This is a genomic window from Erythrobacter rubeus (assembly GCF_014705715.1).
GTDB classification, from domain to species: Bacteria; Pseudomonadota; Alphaproteobacteria; order Sphingomonadales; family Sphingomonadaceae; genus Erythrobacter; species Erythrobacter rubeus.
This window is the reverse complement of sequence record NZ_JACXLC010000001.1, coordinates 556001-574299: the sequence shown is the minus strand read 5'-3', so window position 1 is coordinate 574299 and position 18299 is coordinate 556001. Positions and strand designations below refer to the sequence as shown.

General features: G+C 60.2%; 26 protein-coding genes. 16 read left to right on the top strand and 10 right to left on the bottom strand.

Annotated elements, in window-relative coordinates; all coding sequences use genetic code 11:
- Nucleotides 1-9 precede the first annotated feature (9 nt).
- Together IB285_RS02810 and IB285_RS02805 are read left to right on the top strand one after the other, a co-directional pair.
- Nucleotides 10-1596 carry an AbgT family transporter gene (locus IB285_RS02810; RefSeq protein ID WP_234033049.1) on the top strand — a complete coding sequence of 529 codons (1587 nt, stop codon included), beginning with the start codon at nucleotides 10-12 and terminating at the stop codon, nucleotides 1594-1596.
- 75 nt (nucleotides 1597-1671) lie between these two features.
- On the top strand, nucleotides 1672-2244 hold the full coding sequence (locus tag IB285_RS02805; protein ID WP_190786746.1) for a YceI family protein: 573 nt from the start codon (nucleotides 1672-1674) through the stop codon (nucleotides 2242-2244).
- Here IB285_RS02805 and rbfA read toward each other — a convergent pair.
- The 7 genes from rbfA to pspF form a co-directional block, all read right to left on the bottom strand.
- Nucleotides 2241-2654: a 30S ribosome-binding factor RbfA gene (rbfA, locus tag IB285_RS02800; RefSeq protein WP_190786745.1), complete on the bottom strand. Its 414-nt coding sequence runs from the start codon at nucleotides 2652-2654 to the stop codon at nucleotides 2241-2243. The two genes, IB285_RS02805 and rbfA, sit on opposite strands and share 4 nt — an antisense overlap.
- Nucleotides 2654-3091 carry a PaaI family thioesterase gene (locus tag IB285_RS02795; protein WP_190786744.1) on the bottom strand — a complete coding sequence of 146 codons (438 nt, stop codon included), beginning with the start codon at nucleotides 3089-3091 and terminating at the stop codon, nucleotides 2654-2656. Before IB285_RS02795 ends, rbfA begins: the two co-directional genes overlap by 1 nt.
- 21 nt (nucleotides 3092-3112) lie before the next feature.
- Nucleotides 3113-5653: a translation initiation factor IF-2 gene (gene infB, locus IB285_RS02790; protein WP_190786743.1), complete on the bottom strand. Its 2541-nt coding sequence runs from the start codon at nucleotides 5651-5653 to the stop codon at nucleotides 3113-3115.
- 59 nt (nucleotides 5654-5712) lie between these two features.
- Nucleotides 5713-6474 (bottom strand): DUF448 domain-containing protein, encoded by a 762-nt coding sequence (locus IB285_RS02785; protein ID WP_190786742.1) that lies wholly within the window; start codon nucleotides 6472-6474, stop codon nucleotides 5713-5715.
- Nucleotides 6455-8098, bottom strand: coding sequence for a transcription termination factor NusA (gene nusA / locus IB285_RS02780; RefSeq protein ID WP_190786741.1), 1644 nt, complete (start codon nucleotides 8096-8098; stop codon nucleotides 6455-6457). Before nusA ends, IB285_RS02785 begins: the two co-directional genes overlap by 20 nt.
- Nucleotides 8098-8667 carry a ribosome maturation protein RimP gene (gene rimP, locus IB285_RS02775; protein WP_190786740.1) on the bottom strand — a complete coding sequence of 190 codons (570 nt, stop codon included), beginning with the start codon at nucleotides 8665-8667 and terminating at the stop codon, nucleotides 8098-8100. The genes nusA and rimP overlap by 1 nt, the downstream gene beginning before the upstream one ends.
- 169 nt (nucleotides 8668-8836) lie before the next feature.
- Nucleotides 8837-9892, bottom strand: a complete 1056-nt coding sequence (gene pspF, locus IB285_RS02770; RefSeq protein ID WP_190786739.1) for a phage shock protein operon transcriptional activator — start codon at nucleotides 9890-9892, stop codon at nucleotides 8837-8839.
- A 195-nt stretch (nucleotides 9893-10087) separates the two neighbouring features.
- Between pspF and IB285_RS02765 the strand changes: the two genes are divergently transcribed.
- The 11 genes from IB285_RS02765 (at nucleotide 10088) to IB285_RS02715 (ending at nucleotide 14321) form a co-directional block, all read left to right on the top strand.
- Nucleotides 10088-10261, top strand: a complete 174-nt coding sequence (locus IB285_RS02765; protein WP_190786738.1) for a hypothetical protein — start codon at nucleotides 10088-10090, stop codon at nucleotides 10259-10261.
- A gap of 155 nt (nucleotides 10262-10416) precedes the next feature.
- Nucleotides 10417-11232 (top strand): phage shock protein PspA, encoded by an 816-nt coding sequence (pspA, locus tag IB285_RS02760; RefSeq protein WP_190788962.1) that lies wholly within the window; start codon nucleotides 10417-10419, stop codon nucleotides 11230-11232.
- A 3-nt stretch (nucleotides 11233-11235) separates the two neighbouring features.
- Entirely contained in the window at nucleotides 11236-11541 is a 306-nt protein-coding gene (gene pspB / locus IB285_RS02755) for an envelope stress response membrane protein PspB (RefSeq protein ID WP_190786737.1), read from the top strand.
- Nucleotides 11538-11912: an envelope stress response membrane protein PspC gene (gene pspC, locus IB285_RS02750; RefSeq protein WP_190786736.1), complete on the top strand. Its 375-nt coding sequence runs from the start codon at nucleotides 11538-11540 to the stop codon at nucleotides 11910-11912. The genes pspB and pspC overlap by 4 nt, the downstream gene beginning before the upstream one ends.
- A gap of 27 nt (nucleotides 11913-11939) precedes the next feature.
- Nucleotides 11940-12239, top strand: a complete 300-nt coding sequence (locus IB285_RS02745) for a hypothetical protein (protein WP_190786735.1) — start codon at nucleotides 11940-11942, stop codon at nucleotides 12237-12239.
- Nucleotides 12236-12601 (top strand): hypothetical protein, encoded by a 366-nt coding sequence (locus IB285_RS02740; RefSeq protein WP_190786734.1) that lies wholly within the window; start codon nucleotides 12236-12238, stop codon nucleotides 12599-12601. The genes IB285_RS02745 and IB285_RS02740 overlap by 4 nt, the downstream gene beginning before the upstream one ends.
- Nucleotides 12601-12903 (top strand): hypothetical protein, encoded by a 303-nt coding sequence (locus IB285_RS02735; RefSeq protein ID WP_190786733.1) that lies wholly within the window; start codon nucleotides 12601-12603, stop codon nucleotides 12901-12903. The genes IB285_RS02740 and IB285_RS02735 overlap by 1 nt, the downstream gene beginning before the upstream one ends.
- Nucleotides 12903-13244 carry a hypothetical protein gene (locus IB285_RS02730; protein ID WP_190786732.1) on the top strand — a complete coding sequence of 114 codons (342 nt, stop codon included), beginning with the start codon at nucleotides 12903-12905 and terminating at the stop codon, nucleotides 13242-13244. Before IB285_RS02735 ends, IB285_RS02730 begins: the two co-directional genes overlap by 1 nt.
- Nucleotides 13241-13498: a hypothetical protein gene (locus IB285_RS02725; RefSeq protein WP_190786731.1), complete on the top strand. Its 258-nt coding sequence runs from the start codon at nucleotides 13241-13243 to the stop codon at nucleotides 13496-13498. Before IB285_RS02730 ends, IB285_RS02725 begins: the two co-directional genes overlap by 4 nt.
- A 55-nt stretch (nucleotides 13499-13553) precedes the next feature.
- Complete coding sequence (locus IB285_RS02720) at nucleotides 13554-13961, top strand: SufE family protein (RefSeq protein ID WP_190786730.1); 408 nt, start codon at nucleotides 13554-13556, stop codon at nucleotides 13959-13961.
- 12 nt (nucleotides 13962-13973) lie between these two features.
- Nucleotides 13974-14321: a YbaN family protein gene (locus tag IB285_RS02715; RefSeq protein WP_190786729.1), complete on the top strand. Its 348-nt coding sequence runs from the start codon at nucleotides 13974-13976 to the stop codon at nucleotides 14319-14321.
- Nucleotides 14322-14324: 3 nt separating this feature from the next.
- Here IB285_RS02715 and IB285_RS02710 read toward each other — a convergent pair whose 3' ends face one another.
- From IB285_RS02710 to IB285_RS02700, 3 genes are all read right to left on the bottom strand, one after another.
- Nucleotides 14325-14825: a sterol desaturase family protein gene (locus IB285_RS02710; protein ID WP_190786728.1), complete on the bottom strand. Its 501-nt coding sequence runs from the start codon at nucleotides 14823-14825 to the stop codon at nucleotides 14325-14327.
- Nucleotides 14822-15502 carry a fatty acid desaturase gene (locus IB285_RS02705; protein WP_234033048.1) on the bottom strand — a complete coding sequence of 227 codons (681 nt, stop codon included), beginning with the start codon at nucleotides 15500-15502 and terminating at the stop codon, nucleotides 14822-14824. The genes IB285_RS02710 and IB285_RS02705 overlap by 4 nt, the downstream gene beginning before the upstream one ends.
- Before the next feature lie 197 nt (nucleotides 15503-15699).
- Nucleotides 15700-16113, bottom strand: coding sequence for an acyl-CoA thioesterase (locus tag IB285_RS02700; protein WP_190786727.1), 414 nt, complete (start codon nucleotides 16111-16113; stop codon nucleotides 15700-15702).
- A gap of 122 nt (nucleotides 16114-16235) precedes the next feature.
- Here IB285_RS02700 and leuC point away from each other — a divergent pair, with 122 nt between their 5' ends.
- From leuC to IB285_RS02685, 3 genes are read left to right on the top strand one after another with little or no spacing between them, the layout of a single operon-like run.
- A complete protein-coding gene (gene leuC / locus IB285_RS02695; RefSeq protein ID WP_190786726.1) occupies nucleotides 16236-17666 on the top strand; it encodes a 3-isopropylmalate dehydratase large subunit in 1431 nt (476 codons plus the stop codon).
- A complete protein-coding gene (locus IB285_RS02690; protein ID WP_190786725.1) occupies nucleotides 17666-18073 on the top strand; it encodes a GFA family protein in 408 nt (135 codons plus the stop codon). Before leuC ends, IB285_RS02690 begins: the two co-directional genes overlap by 1 nt.
- Before the next feature lie 58 nt (nucleotides 18074-18131).
- Entirely contained in the window at nucleotides 18132-18299 is a 168-nt protein-coding gene (locus IB285_RS02685) for an isopropylmalate isomerase (protein ID WP_190786724.1), read from the top strand.

The following is an 18299-nucleotide window of genomic DNA, read 5'->3' as shown; positions in this document are numbered from 1 at the left end:
AAAGAAGGCATGACCGGCATACTTGGCTGGATCGAGAGGAGCGGCAACAAACTGCCCGATCCCGTCTTCCTGTTTTTCTACCTGATCATCGCGCTGGTTGCCGTGTCGATCGTCAGTGCGCTTCTCGGCGTATCGGCGCTGCATCCCACGACAATCGACGAAACCAGCGGCGCACCGCTACAAATCGAGGCAGTCAGCTTGCTGTCGGCTGAGAACATCCAGCGGTTATGGGTCGACATGCCCAAGACGTTCACGCACTTCCACCCCTTGGGTTATGTTCTGGTGGTGATGCTAGGCGCAGGTGTCGCCGAGAGATCGGGCTTTTTCGCCGCCGGAATGGCGAGCGCGGTCAAGAGCGCGCCCAAGAAGCTGCTGACGCCCGTCGTGGCGCTGGTCGCGATGATCGGCAACCATGCCGCCGATGCCGGTTACGTCGTGCTCATTCCGCTCGCAGGCATTCTGTTTGCAGCTGCAGGACGGCACCCGCTGGCAGGTATCGCGGCGGCATTCGCAGGGGTTTCAGGCGGGTTTTCCGCCAATATTTCACCGGGTCAGCTGGATGCGCTCCTGTTCGGCATAACCGAAGAGGCTGTCGCCTCGAGTGCGCTGGATCCGGCATGGACGGCGAATATTGCAGGCAACTGGTATTTCATCAGCGTCATGACCATCGTGTTCCTGCCGATCATTTGGTATGTCACGGACAAGGTTATCGAGCCGCGTCTCGGCCCATGGACAGGCGGCGCAACTGCCGGCGTCGACGACGACCAGAGCCCCGACCCCACTGCTCATGAAGGAGAGCTTGCGGCGAAGGGGCTTCGCCACGCTGGCCTTGCAGCGCTGTTCGTGGTCGGTCTGTGGGTGCTGATGGTGTTTGCACCGGGCACCCCGCTCATCGACGAGCCAGCTTGCGATGGCGTGGCCGACTGTTCGATCCACACCCAGCTTGCGCCGCTTTACCGCTCGCTCGTTGCAGGCTTCTTTTTACTCTTCCTGCTCGCTGGATGGGCTTACGGCCGGGCGACGGGCACGATCAAGGATCACCGCGATCTTGTCGGCATGATGTCGGAATCAATGAAGGACATGGGTTACTACCTTGTTCTCGCCTTCGCCGCTGCGCACTTCGTCGCGATGTTCGGCTGGTCAAACCTAGGCCTGATATCCGCAGTGCACGGCGCGGATGCGATCAGGTCCACCGGACTGCCGCTGCCGCTTGTGCTGGGCCTCATGGTCCTTTTCGCAGGCCTTCTAAATCTCTTTGTCGGATCGGCCAGCGCTAAGTGGGCGCTGCTCGCCCCCATTCTCGTGCCGATGCTCATGCTGCTCGGGATCAGCCCCGAAGGCGCCACCGCGGCGTACCGCGTCGGCGACAGCGCAACCAATATCATCACGCCGCTGATGGTATACTTCCCGCTGATCCTCGTTTTTGCCAAGCGCTGGCAGAAGGATTTCGGCCTCGGCAGCCTGACTGCCATGATGGTTCCTTATTCGATCTGGCTGCTGGTTTCTGGCACGGTGCTGATCGTCATCTGGTTCTATCTCGGCATTCCGCTGGGGCCGGATGCGCCTGTCGGCTATGCCCTGCCCGGCGCGGGATGAGCGGTGCCATTCGGTAGACGGCGCTGAAACCTTTGGGTCTCCTTGGCCGTACTCTGTGGTACTAGGAGCCTACCGATGCTGAAACGCCGCCTCTTCATTGCGCCCCTGCTGGCGCTCGCCGTACTCGCCAATGCGAGTGCGCCTCGCCAGTACACACTTGATGCAGGCGCGAGCGAAGTGACCGCGAAAGTCCCGTTTTTCGGCCTGTCGAGCAAATCGATGAAGTTTCCCAAGATGTCGGGCGACGTTCGGATCGTACCGGGCGCTCCCGAACAAGCCGTAATCGATGTGACTTTCGATGCGACCGCTCTCGAAGCGCCGGACGAAACCACTTTGAAGCGGCTGCGCGGCGAGAAGTTTTTCTGGGTCGAAAGGTACCCTACCGTCCGCTTTGTCGGAAAGTCTTTGAAACTGGAATCCGCAACTGAAGGGACGCTCGCCGGTGAACTGACTGCGCGCGGCGTTACAAAACCGCAGGTGCTGGATGTGACCTTCGAGACCGACCCGGTAACCTCGCCAGCCGGCGCGCCGGTCGAATTTACCGCGACGACCACGATTGATCGGCGCGAATACGGAATGAAGAGTTATCGGCTGATTGTCGGTAACAAGGTTGACATCACCATGACCGCTCGAATGGTGCCAAACTAGCCCCCAGTGTCGTCGCCCGGTTCCAGGTCGCGGGCAACCTTTGGATCGCGCAGCAGCTCTTCGATCCGGTCGGCCTCCGCAAAGCTCTCATCCTTGCGGAATTTGAGCTTGGGCGCGAATTTCAGACCCAACCGCTTCGCAACCTCTCGCTGCAGAAATGCGGTATTCTGACGGAGCGCGTGGACAATGTCGTCCTCGCCAGCCCCAAGCAGCGGTTTGACATAGGCAGTTGCGTTGCGAAGATCGGGCGTCATTCGGACCTCGGTCACAGCAATATTCGCAGCGCTGACCACATCGTCATGGACTTCCTGTCGCGCAAGCAGCTCGGAAAGGATATGACGCACGCGCTCGCCTACCTTCAGCACGCGAACCGACTGCTGCTCTGCCGTAAAGGGATCCTTGCGCGCCATCAGCCCATTCCCGTTTCGTTCGGCGTTGGCCGCGGCGTTGGTAGAGCGGTCGACGTGGCCCGGGCCATTATCGTGCCGTCCTCGGCAAGCAATTCCCCTTCGAGGAATACGACGCGCCGACCTGCCTTGACCACCCTGCCCTTCCCGATGAGCGGGCCTTCCGGAATCAAACGAATAAGCGTCATCGACAATTCGAGATTGAGCGGCGCCATCTCGCCGCCGGTCGCCGCGACATAGGCATAGCCCATCACATCGTCGAGATAGCCTGCGACCAGGCCGCCCTGCACACCGCCCCGCCAGGTGCACATCTCGCGTTTGACGGTAAAGCGCATGGTCGCGGATTGCGTGCCTTCGTCGAAGGAGACGAATTCTGAGCCAAGCAGTGCGGTGTGCGGCGAACCGTCGGAATCCGACGCGAACTGATCCTTCCAATCCATGAGCCCGCCCTACACTACGCCTCAGACTTCTAGTGTCCGCTCGCGCTCCTCGACCTCGAACACTTCGAGCTGGTCGCCCGGCTGAATGTCGTTCGTGTCTTCCAGCACGACGCCGCATTCGAGACCCGAGCGGACCTCGTCGACATCGTCCTTGAACCGCCGAAGCGACGCGATGGTCGTCGCCGATACGATGACATCGTCGCGGGTGAGACGTGCGAAGAGGCCTTTGCGAATGACTCCGTCCTCGACGAGCAGGCCTGCCGCCTTGTCCCGTTTCCCGGACCTGAAGACTTCCTTGACCTGAGCACGACCGACCACTGTTTCGATGCGCTCCGGACCGAGCTCGCCTGCCATTTCCTTGGCGACTTCCTCTGTCAGGTGATAGATGACGTCGTAGTACATCATCCGCACGCCATCGCGTTTCACCAGCTCGCGTGCCTTGGCATTGGGCCGCACGTTGAAGCCGATGATCGGCGCATTCGAAGCCGCGGCCAGGGTGACATCACTCTCGGTGATCGCACCAACACCGGCATGCAGAACGCGCACCTTGATATCGTCGGTCGAGATGTTGTGCAGCGCATTGACGATCGCTTCGACAGAACCCTGCACGTCGGCTTTCACCAGCACGGGCCACTCGATCACGTCCGATGCGAGGTTGTTGAACATCGTATCGAAGCTGGTCGGAGCCAGTGCCGTGCGCTGCTCGGTCGCTTTCTCGCGGCGGTATTCCGCCACTTCGCGGGCACGCTGCTCGTTTTCGACCACGGTCAGCTGATCGCCAGCCGACGGGACACCGCCAAGGCCGAGGACCTCGACAGGCATCGAAGGCCCAGCTTCCTTGATCTGCTTGCCCTGATCGTTGACGATCGCACGCACTCGGCCGCTTTCTGTGCCGACGACGAATGTATCGCCGCGTTTCAGCGTACCGCGTGTGATGAGCACGGTGGCGACCGGCCCGCGGCCCTTATCGAGCTGCGCTTCGATCACGGTAGCGTCCGCTTCCCGATCCGGGCGAGCCTTCAACTCAAGCAGTTCAGCCTGGAGCTGGATTTTCTCGAGCAGCTCGTCGAGCCCGGTGCCCTTGGTTGCGGAAATTTCCACATCCTGGACGTCTCCCGACATCGCCTCCACAATGACTTCGTGTTCGAGCAAACGGCTGCGAATATTGTTCGCGTCCGCTTCGGGCTTGTCCATCTTGTTGATCGCGACAATCATCGGAACGTCGGCGGCCTTGGTGTGATTGATGGCCTCAATGGTTTGCGGCATGATGCCGTCATCCCCGGCCACAACCAGCACCACGATATCCGTCACGTTCGCCCCGCGTTGACGCATTTCGGAGAATGCGGCGTGCCCCGGCGTGTCGAGGAAGGTGATCTTCGCCTTGTCCTTCGTTGTAATCTGGTAGCTGCCGATATGCTGGGTGATGCCTCCGGCCTCGCCCTTGGTCACATCGGTGCCGCGCAGCGCATCGAGCAAACTGGTCTTGCCGTGATCGACGTGACCCATGATCGTCACAACCGGCGGACGCGGCTTGAGCGTCTCTTCCGGATCGACGTCCTCCTCAGTCGAGATATCGACGTCGGCCTCGGACACTTTTTCGATATTGTGGCCGAATTGTTCGACCAGCAGTTCGGCGGTTTCTTGGTCGATCGTCTGGTTGACGGTGACCATCATATCGAGATTGAAGAGTTCCTTGACCAAGTCGGCGCCCTTCTCGCCCATACGCTTGGCCAGTTCGCCAACCGTGATGGCTTCGGGAACGACCACGTCGCGGATCTGCTTTTCGCGGGGCTTGGCCGGACCACCCTGTGCACGGCGCTCTTTCTCACGCGCGCGCTTGAGCGCGGCGAGACTGCGGGCGCGGCGGCCTTCATCCTCGTTGAGCGCCTTGGTAACGGTCAGTTTGCCCGAGCGGCGCTTGTCCTTGCCGCCGCCAGTGTCCTTGGCAGCGCGCTTGTCTTCCTTCTTTTTCTTTTCCGGGCGCTTCGGCTCGGGCCGCGCGACGGGAGTGAACTTGCGTGCCGCTGGCGCTGCATCTGCCTCGCCTTCTGCGCTGGCATCGGCTTTTGCAGCCTCGGCCTGCTTCTCCGCCTCGGCGTTGGCCTTGGCGTCCTCAGCGGCCCGCTTTTCGGCCTCTTCTTCAGCCTTGCGATTTTCCTCGCGCTGCTGAGCCTCTTTCTCGTCGCGCTTACGAGCTTGCTCTTCCTCGCGCTTGCGATCCTGTGCAAGCTGTTCGAGGCGCTGCTCTTCGGCTTCGCGCTGAAGGCGCTTAACGCGCTCCTGCGGGGTTTCGCCAGCAGGCGCACCCTTGGTGGATTTAGCAGGCGCAGGCTTCTTCGCCGCCGGGGCCGGTGCTGGCTCTGGCGCGGGTTGCGGTGCCGGTTCCGGTGCGGGCTCGGGCGCAGGTGTCTCACCCGGCTTCAAGAGCTTGCGGCGGCGCTTGACCTCAACCGCGACCTTATTGGTGCGGCCGTGGCTGAAGGTCTGCTTAACCTCGCCAGCATCGACCGCCCTTTTAAGGCCTAGCGGTTTACGGGTGCGTTTTTCTTTTTCGTCGCTCATTCTAGCTCAATTGTCCTTCACGTATTTATTCTGTCGTCGCCGCGTGCCTCGGCAAGCTTTTAGCTCGCTTCACCATTCGGCCGATCACAAGAGGCCGTAAGGCCGCTCACAAAGCTCGTAAGGCGCGCTGCCGCCTGCGCTACACGCGAAGCCGCGCGTTTCTGATGCGGTGCGCTGGCATCGCCGGGTTGCCCTGACACGCCCAGATGGACAACATTCTCGCGGCCCAATGCCACAGACAGAGTGTCGCGGTCCAGTGGCAAGACCTGCCCGCGTGCACCGGAACCTTCGATTTCAGCACCGACTCGCCATGCCTGGTCGAGCTTTTTGCGTCCGTCTGCGCTGCTGTCGCTCGCGTGGAGCAAGAGACCGAGCCGCCCTTGGCGAGCCTGCTCCTCGATCCGGCTGGAGCCGAGCACAAGATTGCCTGCGCGCAGTTCCAGGCCCAATCGATCGGTAAAGTGCCGGGTCAACGCCATTTCGACCTGCTGCGGCAAATCTTCCGAGTAGGAAAGCGTTACGCCTTCCGGCCCGCCTCTGAACGCGCGCATCAACGCCCGCTTGAAATGGCCCTCCGCGATCGCCGCTTCAAGTGCACTGCGGTCCGGCGCGATCCACGCGCCGCGCCCGGGCGCTTTTGCGCCGGGATCGGGCAGCACCTGGCCTTCGGGCGAAATCGCCAGCCGCACAAGCGTATCGCGCGGGTGGCTTTCTCCGGACAGGATGCAGCGCCTCTCGCTCCCGGAAGCGTTATCGGCTTTCCGGGTGCGGGGCGTTTCAGCGATGTCTGAACTTACGCGCTCATTGGGTGGAGTCCGCATCGGCGGCCTCCTGAGTTGCGGGCTCGGAGACGTCTTCGTCTTCAAACCAATGCGCGCGGGCGGCCATGATGATCTCGTTGCCCTGCTCTTCCGAGAGGCCGTACTCACCAAGCACGCCACCCTTGTCCTGCTCACGCTGCGGACGGCGCATTGGCGGCCCATCGGCGTTGTTGCGGCGACGCGGTGCTTCGCGCTTCTTCGCGATCAGTTCGTCGGTTGCGAGATCGGCAAGATCGTCGAGCGTCTTGATCCCGGCCTTGCCGAGCGTGACGAGCATCGCTTCGGAAAGATGCGGGATTTCGGCGAGGTCATCTTCGACGCCGAGTTCGCGGCGAGCGGTGCGGTGCACCTCTTCCTGACGCTCGAGCGCTTCGACCGCGCGGCTCTGGAGCTCTTCGGCGAGGTCTTCGTCAAAGCCTTCGATCGCGGCGAGTTCCGCCTTGTCCACATAGGCAACCTCTTCGAGCATCGCGAAGCCTTCGGCGACGAGAAGCTGCGAAAGCGTCTCGTCGACGTCGAGCTCTTCCTCGAACATTTTCGAACGCTCGGCGAATTCCTTGGAGCGCTTCTCCGAAGCCTCTTCTTCGGTCATGATATCGATCTGGTGACCGGTGAGCTGGCTGGCGAGACGCACGTTCTGACCGCGGCGACCGATGGCTAGCGAAAGCTGATCATCGGGCACGACGACTTCGATACGGCCCTCTTCTTCATCGAGCACAACGCGGGCAACAGTTGCCGGCTGGAGCGCGTTGACGACAAAAGTCGCGGTGTCTTCCGACCAAGGGATGATGTCGATCTTTTCGCCCTGCAATTCCTGCACGACGGCCTGAACGCGGCTACCCTTCATACCCACACATGCGCCGACCGGATCGATCGAACTGTCGTGGCTGATGACGCCGATCTTGGCGCGCGAACCCGGATCGCGAGCAGCGGCCTTGATCTCGATGATGCCGTCGTAAATCTCGGGCACTTCCTGCGCGAACAGCTTGCGCATGAAATCGGGTGCTGCGCGGCTCAGGAAAATCTGCGGCCCGCGATTGTTGCGCTCGACCTTGGTAATGAGCGCGCGGACACGCTCACCGACACGGGCGGCTTCGCGCGGGATCTGCTGGTCACGGCGGATCACGCCTTCTGCACGGCCAAGGTTGACGATGACGTGGCCGAATTCGACCGACTTGATTACCCCTGTGATAACTTCGCCTGCGCGGTCCTTGAACTCTTCGAACTGACGCTCGCGCTCGGCATCTCGGACCTTCTGGAAGATCACCTGCTTGGCGCTCTGCGCGTCGATGCGGCCCAGGTCGACCGGCGGAAGCGGATCGACGATGAAGTCGCCCAGCTTTGCATCATCTTTGAGCTTGGCAGCCTGCTTTAGATCGACTTGCTTGAAGTAATCTTCGACCTCTTCGACCACCTCGACAACACGCCACAGCGTAAGATCGCCGGTCTGCGGATCGAGCTTCGCCCGAATGTCGTTCTCCGCGCCGTAGCGATTGCGCGCGCTTTTCTGGATCGCTTCTTCCATCGCTTCGATGACGATCGACTTGTCGATCATCTTTTCGGAAGCGACCGAGTTTGCAATCGCTAGGAGTTCTGCCTTGTTGGCGGAAATGGCACTGGCCATCAGTCGTCTGCCTTTTCTTCTTCGATTTCGTCGGCACCGCTCGTATCGAGCGGCTTGGTGGCGGCGATGAGCGCGTCTGTGAGGACGAGTTTCGCCGTGTGTATCTGTTCGCGCGGCAATTCAACCGCGCCATGTTTTTCATCGGTCAGCTGAACCGTTCCGGATGCGATGCCGTCAAGTTCGCCTTTGAACACGCGCTGGCCCTTCTCATCGCCCGACCAACCCTTGGTCATCACGATGCGAGCCTCGTGCCCGGCCCAGTCGGAAAAATCCTTCTCGCGTGTCAGCGGGCGATCGATGCCTGGCGAAGACACTTCGAGATGATACGCCCCTTCGATCAGGACATCGCCAGCCTCTTCATGAGCGTCCATCATATCGGAGATCCGGCGAGAAAGCTCCGCGCACTGCTCGATCACGAGCTGGCCCGTTGACGGATCCTCAGCCATGATCTGCAACGCCTCACCGCCGTCACCGGCTTCCGATGGCATCATTTTCACGCGCACAAGCTCGAACCCAAGGGCTTTCGCCTCAGGCTCGATCAATTGTGTCAGGCGTTCTATGTCGCTCATCAAGTCTCCATTATGACCGACATATGTGACAAAGCCGATCGGTGCCGGCCCCGTGCGGCGCCAGCATCCAAACTTTGAACCAACAATGTCGGGATGAGGGGGAAATAGTACCGGTCCCGATGATTAGCAAGCCTTATTCGGCGCGCTTCAAAGTTGAGATCGGGAAAAGCTAAGCGTCGCCCTCTTCCATCAGGCCATGCTTCTTGATCGCGTGCCGCAACTGGTCGTAGCTCAGCCCGAGCGCCTTTGCCGTTTGCCGCTGATTCCAGCGATGTTTGCCGAGAGAATGCTCCACGATTGTCCGTTCGTGCGCATCGACCGCCGCGCGCAAATCATCGATCTGATCGAAAGAATTGCTGGCCGCCGATGTCGCAGGTTGCGGTATACCCGTCCCGGCAGGCTGATGCACGGCGACGGAATTGTTCGGCCTGTGCGGCGGGGCCTTCGGCTTCCACGGGCTTTCGAACGGATCGAATTGCGCATGCGCGATAGGACTTTCCGGGTCGTCCCATCGATACACCGCACGCTCGACCACATTGCGAAGTTCGCGCACATTTCCCGGCCATGCGTATTCTTCCAGACTGGTCATGACATGGGGCGCAAATCCAGGCCAATTGTGCCAATCGAGCTCGGCCGCCATGCGTCGGGCGAAATATTCCGCCAGCACTCCGACATCGCCGTCTCTCACCCTTAACGGTGGCAGAGTAATCACTTCGAAGCTCAGTCGGTCGAGCAGATCGGCGCGAAATTCGCCGCTTTCCGCGAGCGCGGGCAGATCATCATTGGTTGCTGCGACGATCCTGACATCGACCCGGATCGGTCTCGACGCGCCAATGCGGGTGACCTCGCCATATTCGACCGCCCTCAACAAGCGCTCCTGCGCGCCCATCGACAAAGTGCCCAGTTCATCGAGAAATAGAGTGCCTTTGTCGGCTTCTTCGAACCGTCCCGCCCTCGCTTTGGTAGCACCCGTGAATGCGCCTGCTTCGTGTCCGAACAGTTCGGCCTCGATCAGCGTTTCGGGAAGTGCCGCGCAGTTCATCGTGACCAGCGGCTCGTCCCAGCGAGTGGAAAGACGGTGGAGACGTTCGGCGATCAATTCCTTGCCCGTTCCGCGCTCTCCGATGACTAGAACGGGCCGGCTCATAGGCGCCGCGCGCGACGCCCTTTCCACCGCATCGAGGAAGGCACCTGACTGCCCGATAAACTGATTATCCCGCTCCATGGCCAACCTATAGTGATATTTCCCAATGTTTGGCAAAAAATACCAACGCGCCTATTGGTACAGGCGGGAAAAGCGTTGGAAATCGAGGGTTTTCACAGTTTGGCACACGGCTTGCTTATACTTGGGCAAGGCTGGCGAGAAACGGCATGGGGCCGAAAATCGCCAAGGCGGGAGTATCGCAAAGTGTACAAGAACATGTTCTTCGCGAAGAAATTTTGGACCAGCAAGCTTGGTCATGCTTCTATCGCAAGCATTGCTGCAATGACCGTGATGGTCGTGTTCACTTCGCAGTTCGAAGCGAACAATGCGCAAGCCAACATTCTCGCTCATCCGCATCCTGTCTCTGCCACCCTGGTCGAGATTGCTTGAGCGTTCTGGTGAGCAAGAACGAAACCAACCCCCTTGGGCCGGAGCGGGCAAAGTCCCCCGCAAAGCCTGCCTCGAGCGCAGACATCTCTGCCCGCGCTCGTAAAGGCAGCACCGCTCCGGCCCGCCCAAACGGCTCCCTTCAACGCCAGGGCAAGCTGTCCCGGCTTGATGCCGAAATCGAAGCCTTGCGTCGCAGCCCCACCCCGACGCAATCTCATGAGCGCGAGCGCGACAACGATTCGCAGCAAAGCGCCACCAACCCGTTCCTAGATGGAGTAGCCTTCATGGGTATTTTCAGCCGCACCCGCGACATCGTTGCGGCAAATTTCAACGATATGCTCGACAAGGCGGACGACCCGTCGAAGATGATCCGCATGATCATCCTCGAAATGGAGGAGACGCTGGTTGAAGTGCGAGCAAGTGCGGCGCGAACGATCGCAGATCAGAAGGAAATGCACCGCCACGTCGTGAAGCTCGACCGGCTCCAGGCCGATTGGGGCGAGAAAGCACAGCTGGCGCTGTCGAAAGATCGTGAGGATCTGGCCCGCGCCGCTCTCGTCGAGAAGAAGAAAGCCGCGAGCATGGCCGACCAGCTGAAGGCTGAGATTGCTGTGCTCGACGATGCCCTGCGCGCTTACGAAGACGACATTCAGAAGCTTCAGCATCGCCTGCGCGAAGCACGCAGTCGCCAGACGGCCATCGCCGCGCGGCTGGAAAGCGCGGAGAACCGCGTGAAGCTTCGCACGCTGATGAGCACCGAACGCACGGACGAGGCGCTTTCGCGTTTCGACCAACTCGAACGCCGCGTCGATTACGCCGAAGGGCGCGCGGATGCACTGTCAATTGCGGAGGAAGGACAGCCTTCGCTCTCTGACGAGATTGCCGCGCTCGAAGGTGCCGACGCGATCGACGATGAACTTGCAGAAATGAAGAAGGCGCTCGGCAAGCCCGACGCCGAGAAGGGGGAATAAACCATGCCATTCGAAGTCGTAATGATCGTCTTCATCGTCCTCATCGCGCTCCCGTGGATGGTTATGCATTACATGACCAAATGGAAAACCGCTGCAACGATCACGAGCGATGACGAGGTTCTGCTCGAAGAACTCTACAACCTTGCCAAGCGGCTCGACGAGCGGATGGACACAGTTGAACGCCTCGTTGCGTCCGATGACCCGTCATTCTCTCCAGTAAAGCGCCTGATCGCCGATCAGGAGTCCGACAACCAGCAGCTGCGCGAACTGGAACAGCTGATCGCCGAAAAGAAAGGATCCAAGGCATGAATTCGCCCCGCACCACCATTTATCGCGACAAAGCCAATGGCAAGTTGATGGGCGTGTGCGCCGGGATTGCCGAATACACAGGCATTAATGCGCTGTGGATCCGCCTTGGCGTGGTTGCTCTTACCGTGGCGCTCGGTTGGCCCATCCTCGCATACCTTGCCGCCGGTTTCATCATGAGCAAGAAGCCGCCGCATCTCTATCGTGATGAAAGCGAGCAAAAGTATTGGCAGCGCGTCCGGCAGAGCCCGAAACGCACGGCCCGCGAAATCCGCGCCAACTTTCGCGATATCGATCGCCGGCTGGCCGCAGTCGAAACCCACTACGTCAGCAGCAATCCGCGGCTGACAGCAGAGATCGAGCGCCTGCGCTAAGCCGAACTGTCAGAGAGGAAATACGTCATGGAATGGATGGTGGGATTTGCGCCGTTCGCGATGGTTCTCGGTATCATCTGGATCGTGCAGCGCGGCAAGCTCGAAGAAAAGAAACTGGCGGCGACGGCCGAGGCAACGGGCGAAAAGGCGGCGCAATATGCCAGCCGCGTCCAGGAGCTCGAAGACCGCGTCAAGGTGCTTGAGCGGATCGTGACCGATCGCGGATACGACGTTGCTACCCAGATCGAAGCGCTCCGCGACACCGTTAATGTTGAACAGGAAGGATCAGGCGTCCCTCTGACAATTAACGACAGGGAAAAAGCATGAGTATCGACGTTGCCGCGAACCTAGCCCCACATCTCCCTTGGATAGTCGGCGGCGGTCTCGCATTGGGCGCCGCTGCAATCGGGGGATGGATTCACACCACCCGGCTGCGCATCAAGCACGGCTATCCGCTCGAGGGGACATGGGGCCAGGCGCTCAAGCCGGCGTCCGATCATGAAGCGAAACAACGCGTCACCCTGCTCACGCAGGAAAACGCCGAATTGCGAGCCGAGCTTTCGTCGATCAAGGACCGCATGGCCAATGTCGAGCGGATTGTGACAGACGGCGGATATCAACTCGGCAACGAGATCGAACAACTGCGCGAGCGCTCGCTTGAGCACCGCCCCGACGAAGGGAACGCCTGATGGACAGCGATCTCGTCATTGTGTTCGGAAGCATTATCATCATTGTTCTGATCACTGGATTAAGCATCAACGGTATCGTGTCGAAAGTGTACGATTATAAGCGATCGAAGGCCGGAATGAGCGCTGCTGATCGCGCAAATGGTTTGAAAGTCAGCGAAATCTCGGATCGTACCGACATGATCGAAGATCGTTTGCGTTTGCTTGAACGGCTCGCGACGGATCGCGGACAGCTGCTCTCCGACGAAATCGAGCTGCTGCGCGGAGATTCCGAGGAGTCCCGCAAGCTGGAGAACAGTCAATAATGAGCTGGCTCAGCGTCGCCTTGATCGTATTCGTCGTCCTCTGGATTTACGAGCGCGGCCGGAGCAACAGGCTCCGCCGGGAGAACCGCCAGATGATGAGCCGGTTCGACGGCGCTCGTTCGGAGCGGCACGATAACGAGGCGGCCACCAAGACGCCGGATGAAATCGACGCAGCTGAGCTCGCCGAACTACGCGAGCGCGTGCAGGTGCTGGAACGGATCGCAACAGACGAAAACAGTTCCGAGGCGCGCAAGGCGCAGCGGATTGCCCGAGAGATTGAGAGCCTGCGCGGAGATATTGCGCGGCGCTCTTCGAAGACGACGGAGGACTTGAGCGAATGATGGACCCAATTTTCGTGATCGCAGCCACCTGTCTTGTCGGCATCAGCGTAGTGGCGTTTTCCCTGCTCAAGGCATGGCAAGGCTGGCTGGAGCTGAAACGCGAAGAGCTCGAGCGACCAACCGGCTCTCGCACCGGCATCGACGCTGCCGAGGTCGAGGGCGGTGCTTCGGTAGGTGCAGCGCGCATCGAGATGGCCGATCTCAAGGAACGGATCAAAAAGCTCGAAGCCATCGCGAGCGGTGTGGAGCTTTGACGAGGCGCACATCATAACCGGTGGACTTGCTGGCATGCGCTCCTAAATAGCGGCCATGCGAACGCTGCCAGACATTCTCGAAGAGTATGAATTCCTTGAAGGAGACGAGCGCTACCGGCTCCTTATCGAGCTTGGGCGCGAGCTCGAGGACATGCCCGAGGCGCTCAAGACCGATGCGACCCTGGTGCGCGGATGCTCGGCAGCGGTTTGGGTTTACCCGACAGAGCAGACCGACAAGCTGCACTTTCTGGCCGACAGCAATGCAGCCATCACCAAGGGCATCGTTGCGCTGGTGATCTCTGCCGTACAGGATAGGCCCGCCGACGAAGTGGCGCGTATGGATGTGACTGCCGCGTTGGAACCGTTCGATCTGAAGAACCAGCTATCCTCGAACAGGACGCAGGGCGTCCCGAACATGATCGCATTGGTGAAAGAGCACGCCGCACGCTTGGCCGCGGCTTAGGGAAAGGCGGCGATGCGACTGCTCTATCTGGCAGGAGGCATCATCGCTCTCGCACTGGCGGCAATCGGCGCGGTGCTCCCGATTATGCCGACTGTCCCTTTCCTCCTCGTCGCGGTGTTCTGTTTTGCGCGCAGCAATCCCGAGTGGGAAAAGCGGATCGTCGAACATCCGAAATGGGGCCCTCAGATACGCGATTGGCGCGAGCACCGGGCGATCAGCCGTCCTGCCAAGCTCGCGGCAATAGGCGCGATGAGCGTAGGCGCGGTATTTACGTGGTTCACCTTGGGTGAACCCTACGTCTGGATTTCACTTACGATCCTGGTCGTAGCGGGAAGCTGGATCGCGACCCGAAACGAATAGGCGTCAAGCTCCGGCGCTTTCGCGGACCACGGCCTGGCCCAGCTCCTTTTGCTTGCGCAATTCGGCTTTCAGATTTTGCGGGTCACGGGCGATGACAAACCCGAAACTCACCCCGCCCTCTTTCCCGATTGTCGCATGGTGCAGCTTGTGCGCCTGCACCAGACGCTTGGCATATCCCTTCTTGGGGACCCACCGGAAAAATCTCTGATGGACCAGTCCGTCATGGATGATGGCGTAGATCACGCCATACAAGTTTACGCCAAGGGCCGCCCACCACAGGGCATCCCAATACAGCGCGCCGAAGATATAAATCGCCGCATTGATTGTGCCGAACACGACCGCGAACAGGTCGTTCTTTTCGAACGTATTATCGTGCGGTTCGTGATGATCGCGGTGCCAGCCCCAACCCCAGCCATGCATGATGTATTTGTGCGCGAACCACGCGAACAGTTCCATTCCGGCAAGCGCGGCAAGCGTGACTGCTATTGCCTCGAGCCAACTCACGCCGCGATCTCCTTTCCTGACTTTCCGAGCCCTACACCGGCACGGCGAGCGCTCGGCAGCGCCCACCACGGCACGTCCGGCCGCCGGTGATGCTCCAGATGATAGCCGAAATGAAAACAGGTTGCGAGACTAGTCAGAGTGCCAAACTGATCGCTGCGCGTGTTGTGACTGTCGGCAAAATCCAGCTCATCCATCCCGGCCTGGTGCCGGTGAGGACGGAAGGTGCCGAAGTAAAACAATTGTAGTGAGGAAAGCAGCGCAGGTGCGCCGTACAGTAGAACGATCTGGACCATAGGAATGCCGATCACCAGCCAGTAAATCCCGACAACCGTGTGCACGAAGAGCAACGATTGCCAACCGAAGTACCTTTTGAAAAACGTACCGTACCAACGGAAAAAGTCAGCAGGGTTGTTTTCGTCGAAATCGGGGTCTCCGGCTTTTCCCGCGAGTTTGTGATGGGCGAAATGCGCGTCGCGAAGCTTGCGCCATGCAAAACCTGCGTAAAGGAAAAGCAAAACGGTACCGATCGCTGAATTCACTTGAGGGCGCCCGGGAACCAAGCTGCCGTGCATAGCGTCGTGGCAGACGATAAAAACCCCGACGGAAAGCCAAACCTGAACTATAGCGAGCGCCAGGGCGAACGGCAGACTCGCCCAGGTCAGCTCGAAAATGAACATCGCGTAGGCGTGGATCCCCAGCCACCCGCCGGCGATCAGCGCGGCAAGCGCTAGGCCGATTGCACCTTGCACAGTGCGGCTCGGAAGGGTGAAACGCTGATGCATCTTAGACAAATACGCACGGCCAGCTCATTCGGGTGCGTATAGAGATTCGAGTTCGCGCTGCAAATTGCGAAGCGATGAATGCTTGTTGCAGGTCAGTCGACGTCGGAAAAGAAGAGCTCGCGCATGTGCTCGCCGATCCGCGCCGGTCGCAGCGTTTCGGCATCGATACAGCACCAGCTGGACTTGACCTCGGCCAGGACATCCTCACCGCGGCGTATGATAGTATGATAAAATGCGCGCGCGCCTTTGAAGTGCTCCAGCACCGTGCTCGCCGTGACATCGTCCTCCAGAAACGCCGGCTTGCGATAGGTAATCTCGTGCTTGAGTGCGACCCAGGCCTTCGAGGCGATTTCCTCTGCCGGGGCGAGCTTGTTCCAGTGAGCCAGCACCGCGTCCTGAACCCAATTGAGATAGCGCGCATTGTTCACATGGCCCATGAAATCGATATCCTCGGGCAGGACCTTGATCGGAAAGGCGAATGGAGAGGCGGTTGGCGCTGCTGACATGAGTGTTAATTAGCCTCGAACTCCTTTCATTTCCATGACGAATTGCAAACCAATCGATCGGTAGCTTGCCAGTGTTGCGCAATCGCCGCTAATCTCGCAGGCCAAACCACTGGAAGCGATAAATGGCGAGCAAACCGCGTACCCTTTACGAGAAAATCTGGGACGATCACGTCGTCGAGACACGCGACGATGGCACCGCGATAATCTACATCGATCGCCACCTTGTACACGAAGTCACCAGCCCGCAGGCGTTCGAGGCGTTGAGATTGGCGGGACGTCCGGTGAGACGCCCGGAGCTCACTCTCGCCGTGCCCGATCATAATCTGCCGACGACGAAGCGGCGCGATGCGAGGGGAAACAAGGTACCCATCGCCGACCCGCAGAGCGCCGCGCAGCTTGAAGCGCTGGAGAAAAATGCGCCCGATTTCGGCATCAGATATATCGGCGACGCCGACGCCCAGCAGGGCATCGTGCACGTTGTGGGACCTGAGCAGGGCTTTTCGCTGCCGGGCACGACAATCGTTTGCGGCGACTCGCACACGGCAAGCCATGGCGGTCTCGGCGCCCTTGCTTTCGGCATCGGCACGAGCGAGGTCGAGCACGTTCTGGCAACGCAGACTCTCCTGCTCCAGCGATCGAATTCGATGGAAGTTCGCGTCGAGGGGGAGCTTGCCCCCGGCGTGACCGCCAAGGACCTGATCATGCACATAATCGGCGTGATCGGTGCGGCGGGCGGATCGGGCTACGTCATCGAATATCGCGGCCCGGTGTTCGAACATATGAGCGTTGAGCAACGCCTGACCGTTTGCAACATGAGTATCGAGGCCGGCGCCCGGGCAGGTCTGATCGCGCCCGACGAAACCGTGTTCGATTACCTGAGAGGCAAGCCGATGGCTCCCAAGGGGGCGGACTGGGATGAAGCAGTCGCCTATTGGCGCACGCTCCATACCGATCCGGGGGCGCAATTCGACAAGTCGGTTGTGATCGACGCGGCCAATGTGCAGCCATCGGTGACTTGGGGCACCAGCCCGGAAGATGTGGTTGCGATCGGCGCCAACGTACCCTCACCAGAGAGCTTTGCCGACGAAAGCAAGCGCGCGGCGGCTCGGAAGAGTCTCGATTACATGGGGCTGACGCCGGGCACCAGGATGACGGATATCCCGGTCGAGAACATCTTCATCGGATCCTGCACCAACAGCCGCATCGAGGATTTGCGCGCCGCAGCCAGTGTCCTGAAGGGCCGTAAGAAAGCAGACAATGTGCGCTGGGCCATCGTCGTGCCGGGATCGGGACTGGTGAAACAGCAAGCCGAAGAGGAGGGGCTCGACCGCATCTTCCTCGATGCCGGCTTCGAATGGCGCGAACCGGGTTGCTCGGCCTGCCTCGGCATGAACCCGGACAAGGTTCCGCCAGGCGAGCGCTGTGCCTCAACATCGAATCGCAACTTCGTGGGTCGTCAGGGACCGGGCGCACGCACGCACCTGCTGTCCCCTGCGATGGCGGCCGCGGCGGCGGTGAAAGGACATCTTGCGGACGTGCGAGAACTGAGCTGATGCGCGCGACTTGCTTGTGCGGCGCAGTCGAGATCACACTGCCCGAGCGCCCCACCAGCGTTACGTTCTGCGATTGCTCGCTTTGCCGAAAACTCGGTGCGGTCTGGAGCTATTTTTCAAAAGGCGCCGTTGCGGTGACCGGGCCCACGCGCGCGTTCGCCCGCTCAGATGTTCCGCACCCAAGCGTCGAGGCGCATGTGTGCGACACCTGTGGCGCGACCACGCATTGGCTCGCGACGGAATCCTCCGGCCATGACCGGATGGGAGCGAACATGCGATTGTTTCATCCAGACGATCTGGTCGGGATGGAAGCGCGATTTATGGACGGCCTCGGATGGGATGGGGTAGCTGCTCCGCAACAAAGACGGTCTCCAGGAACGATCGGCGAAGACGTTCTCGTCGCTTGATCGCTGCGACCGCCAGACTTCTCTTGCAACGTTGCTAGGCCCAGAGCATTGTGATTCCATGACCAAAGACACGAAGACCAAAGCCGCTATTGGTGCGGCAGCCACGATCGGATCAGCCGCCATTGCGGCAGCGCTGCTTTACGCTGGCAAACGCTTTAAGCAGAAATCCGCTGAGGCCGAAAAATCAGGCACGGTCCCGTCAGGCGAGCCGCCGGAAACCGACTGA